Raw genomic sequence first — 3311 nt, forward strand, 5'->3', positions numbered from 1 at the left:
GTTGCACTTTCTCAAATTTCGTTTGGACGAAAAATTTACCGACAAAAAAGCATGTGAAATGATTTACTAGAAGGAGGAAAAAGATGAGCAAGGTTTTACAGTTCCAGAATCGTCACCGCCTTAAATTAGCTAAAGGGGTCAAGGGCCACATAAGTATGCGCAAGGCCGAAACTTTCCGATCCGTATTAACCATGGACGAATACGATGCAGAAATCATCTTAGCATGCCTAAAATATCGAACCGAAACGGAACTTAAATCATCATGTGAGGAAGAAATGAACCAGTGGCGGGCGGGTCAAGAGGAGTGCAAGCGGATCATCGCCAGGATTGAGAAACACCTGGAACTGAGCCAAGAAACAGGAGAAGCCGGGATTGACATTATTATTACCCTTGAGGAAAGGAATACTCTCATCAATTCTCTTGAAAACATGCAGGATCTGGCCGAAGAGGATGATTGGAATATCGGCTTTCAACTGGATCTCAATACGATTCATGCGAGCCAATGGCAAACGTACACCCAATGGCAGGCAAAAGTCTTGAAGAAGAAAAACTAACGTTCGTTTAAATATTATTTTTTTGTTACCGCAGCAACGGGACAGAATATGGTTTTATTTGAACGAGCGTTTAAATTAAGCGAAAGGGGATATGAAATGTTTTTTATCGACGATGAACACGAAGAAACCTTTTATCTCCTAGTCTCTCGTAAATTCAAAGAAAATGATCCTGAGTATGAAGCAGCCTTTTATGTTCTTACCGCCGACAACGAACTACGTAAGAAGGGGATGCCATTCATTACACCGGACGGAATCGACTGGGAAGGGATATGGAATAATGATTGGTCTAGTGGGTACCGGATTTTGCTAAAACTGACAGAGAGCCTGTTTAAAAGCTCTGGCTCCGTAGAATTGGCTTACGGGCTGGGTGTATGGGGTGAAGAATTGTACCGGGTAGCCATGCAAGCCATTGGAATTAGAAGGAAGGCGTTATAGAACATAAACAGATTTCAAATGGAAAACCTTTACGAGATAAACGGTTTAACAGATTATAAGCTCAAGACCCCAGAGGATCTGCTTAAAACCCATGGGATTGACCACAAAGCTATAGATGGGTATAACCGACTGGATGATGTCAATCGATCGCTCTATGAGAAGTTTATCGTCAACTTTTTTAACGGGCAGGGCTTAGACTCACGAATGAGCCTAATTCCTAAAGGAATCTATTATGTAGAGGATTTAAACTATCTTGCTAAGGAAAACCCGGAGGACGATCACCTTACCATCATAGGAGGGCTGGTTACGGTTATCGACCGTAACGGAATGAAAACAGTCTTACGAAGTTGGGAAGATGAAGATTATGCGCACTTGGTTGAAGAGTTCCCTGAAGCAATCACCGAAAGTACACCCAACCGATACCTACGTTTTGAGTACGAACACCATGGCCGGAATGAATGGCTGCATGTTAAAAGTGAGAATTCATGGTATTAGAGAAAGCGGGTGACAGGATGCCCCCTAGCTATAAAATAGATCAAGTGTATCGAGTGCAGATAATCTCCAGGGATAATAAATCTATAGCCCATTTTGCAACTAAACCTGACACAATAGCTTTTTTATTAGATAGCCTAACAAAGAATCCTGAAAAGGTTGAAAGTCAAAAAACATCCGGCATCGATCATGATGAAATAAATTTTATATTAAATGACACAAATTATTTCTATGAACTCAGTGAGTATTTGAATGAGAATGAGTAGTTTTGAATGCTCACCCCCCCAAAAATAGGGTACGAACAGCCTGAGTATAGAAATATTTTAGGTCATTTAGATAAAATGTTCTCAAAAAGTATTGAAAACATCAAAAAATCGCGCTAAAATGGAATTAAAAGTCGGTGGGCGAAGCCTACCCTCTTCATCTAGGAATACATGGAAGCTACATTAAGTGGCTTCTTTTTGTTTGCCAATAAAAGAAATTTGAATAAAGGGGAGGGTATTTAGTGATTAAAGATAAAATTATCAACGATTTTTTCCAAGTCGATTTAAGTGAAATCGCTTTGCCTAACTATGCCGTGTATTTTAGTCCCAAAGATTACATGGGTCAGTATGTTGTCCGGTTGTGGGATGCGGACGGTCTAAAGGCTACAAATTGTATTGTAATCGGAAAAACAATACAACAAGTAAGGGCTGCTATTCCTCCTGGCTTAACACGCTTTCCAAGAGCAGTAGGCGACGATCCACAAATTGTAGAAACATGGATTTAAAAATCTTACCGTTAGCCAAAAAGTTAAATAAGTATGAGAGGGGCATATAAATGATAAAAGATCTGCAAAAAGAACAAATGGTCGTTGGTTTTTTCGCAGTCAAGGAAATTATTGAAAAAGAGACGCGCGAGACTAAGAAAAAATATCTGGACCTCACCTTACTGGATGCCAGCGGCCAGATCAATGCCAAAGTGTGGGATATTGCTGAAGTGGTCAAGGGAGAACCGCCTCAGCTCGGAGATATTGTGAAAGCGGAGGCCAATGTTCAGGAATACCGGGGCAACCTCCAACTCAAGATCAACAAATTGCGTAAGATCACGGAAACAGATGTCTATGAACCGCAGACGATTATTCCAACAGCTCCGAACCCCTCAGAACAGATGTGGGCCACGGTTATTCGATTCGCGGAAGGGATTACAGATAAGCAGCTTCAGGCAGCAGCCCTGCATATTCTTCAAAAATATAAAGAACAGCTTCTCTATTACCCAGCCGCCAAATCCTATCACCATTCGTATAAAGGCGGACTTTTGCAGCATATCTCGACGATGCTTCTGGCAGCAGCGAAACTAACGACCATTTATTCATGCAACACGGATCTGCTCTATGCTGGTATCATCGTGCATGATATTGGCAAGCTCTATGAACTAAACACGGACAGTTCCGGCATCGGGACTGAATATACGCTGGAAGGAGAAATGCTGGGGCATATTCCTTTGGGTCTGGCCGAAATAGAACACCTAAGCGGTCTGGACCGCGAGCGAAAACTGCTTTTACAGCACATGATTTTGTCGCACCACGAAAATCCAGAATGGGGCAGTCCTAAACAACCGATGCTGAAGGAAGCAGAACTTTTACATCACTTAGATGTGATCGATGCACGGATGTTTGATATGAACAAAGCAATGGAACAAACAGAAACGGGGAGCCTTTCGCCAAAAATCTATTCTATTGATCGAAAAATCTACTGTCCTCGAATTTAACGGTCGTTTAAAGAGGAAATTGAAGAAAAATCAAAAAAATATGCAAAAACTGCTTTAAAACACTTCACTAACTTTTGAAAC

General features: G+C 41.3%; 6 protein-coding genes. All 6 read left to right on the top strand.

The window, feature by feature from the left end:
• The first annotated feature begins 83 nt into the window (after positions 1-83).
• The 6 genes from VM640_RS08870 (at position 84) to VM640_RS08895 (ending at position 3230) form a co-directional block, all read left to right on the top strand.
• Positions 84-554 carry a hypothetical protein gene (locus tag VM640_RS08870; RefSeq protein WP_325391355.1) on the top strand — a complete coding sequence of 157 codons (471 nt, stop codon included), beginning with the start codon at positions 84-86 and terminating at the stop codon, positions 552-554.
• Positions 555-650: 96 nt separating this feature from the next.
• Positions 651-989: a hypothetical protein gene (locus tag VM640_RS08875; protein WP_325391357.1), complete on the top strand. Its 339-nt coding sequence runs from the start codon at positions 651-653 to the stop codon at positions 987-989.
• Between the two features lie 18 nt (positions 990-1007).
• Positions 1008-1484: a hypothetical protein gene (locus VM640_RS08880; RefSeq protein WP_325391359.1), complete on the top strand. Its 477-nt coding sequence runs from the start codon at positions 1008-1010 to the stop codon at positions 1482-1484.
• The gene (locus VM640_RS08885) at positions 1475-1747 is read left to right on the top strand and encodes a hypothetical protein (RefSeq protein WP_325391361.1); all 273 of its coding nucleotides are present in this window, start codon (positions 1475-1477) and stop codon (positions 1745-1747) included. The genes VM640_RS08880 and VM640_RS08885 overlap by 10 nt, the downstream gene beginning before the upstream one ends.
• A gap of 239 nt (positions 1748-1986) precedes the next feature.
• Positions 1987-2250: a hypothetical protein gene (locus VM640_RS08890; protein WP_325391363.1), complete on the top strand. Its 264-nt coding sequence runs from the start codon at positions 1987-1989 to the stop codon at positions 2248-2250.
• A 50-nt stretch (positions 2251-2300) separates the two neighbouring features.
• Positions 2301-3230 (top strand): 3'-5' exoribonuclease YhaM family protein, encoded by a 930-nt coding sequence (locus VM640_RS08895; RefSeq protein WP_325391365.1) that lies wholly within the window; start codon positions 2301-2303, stop codon positions 3228-3230.
• Positions 3231-3311: the final 81 nt, after the last annotated feature.

Source organism: Desulfitobacterium sp., assembly GCF_035539115.1.
Lineage (GTDB): Bacteria > Bacillota > Desulfitobacteriia > Desulfitobacteriales > Desulfitobacteriaceae > Desulfitobacterium_A.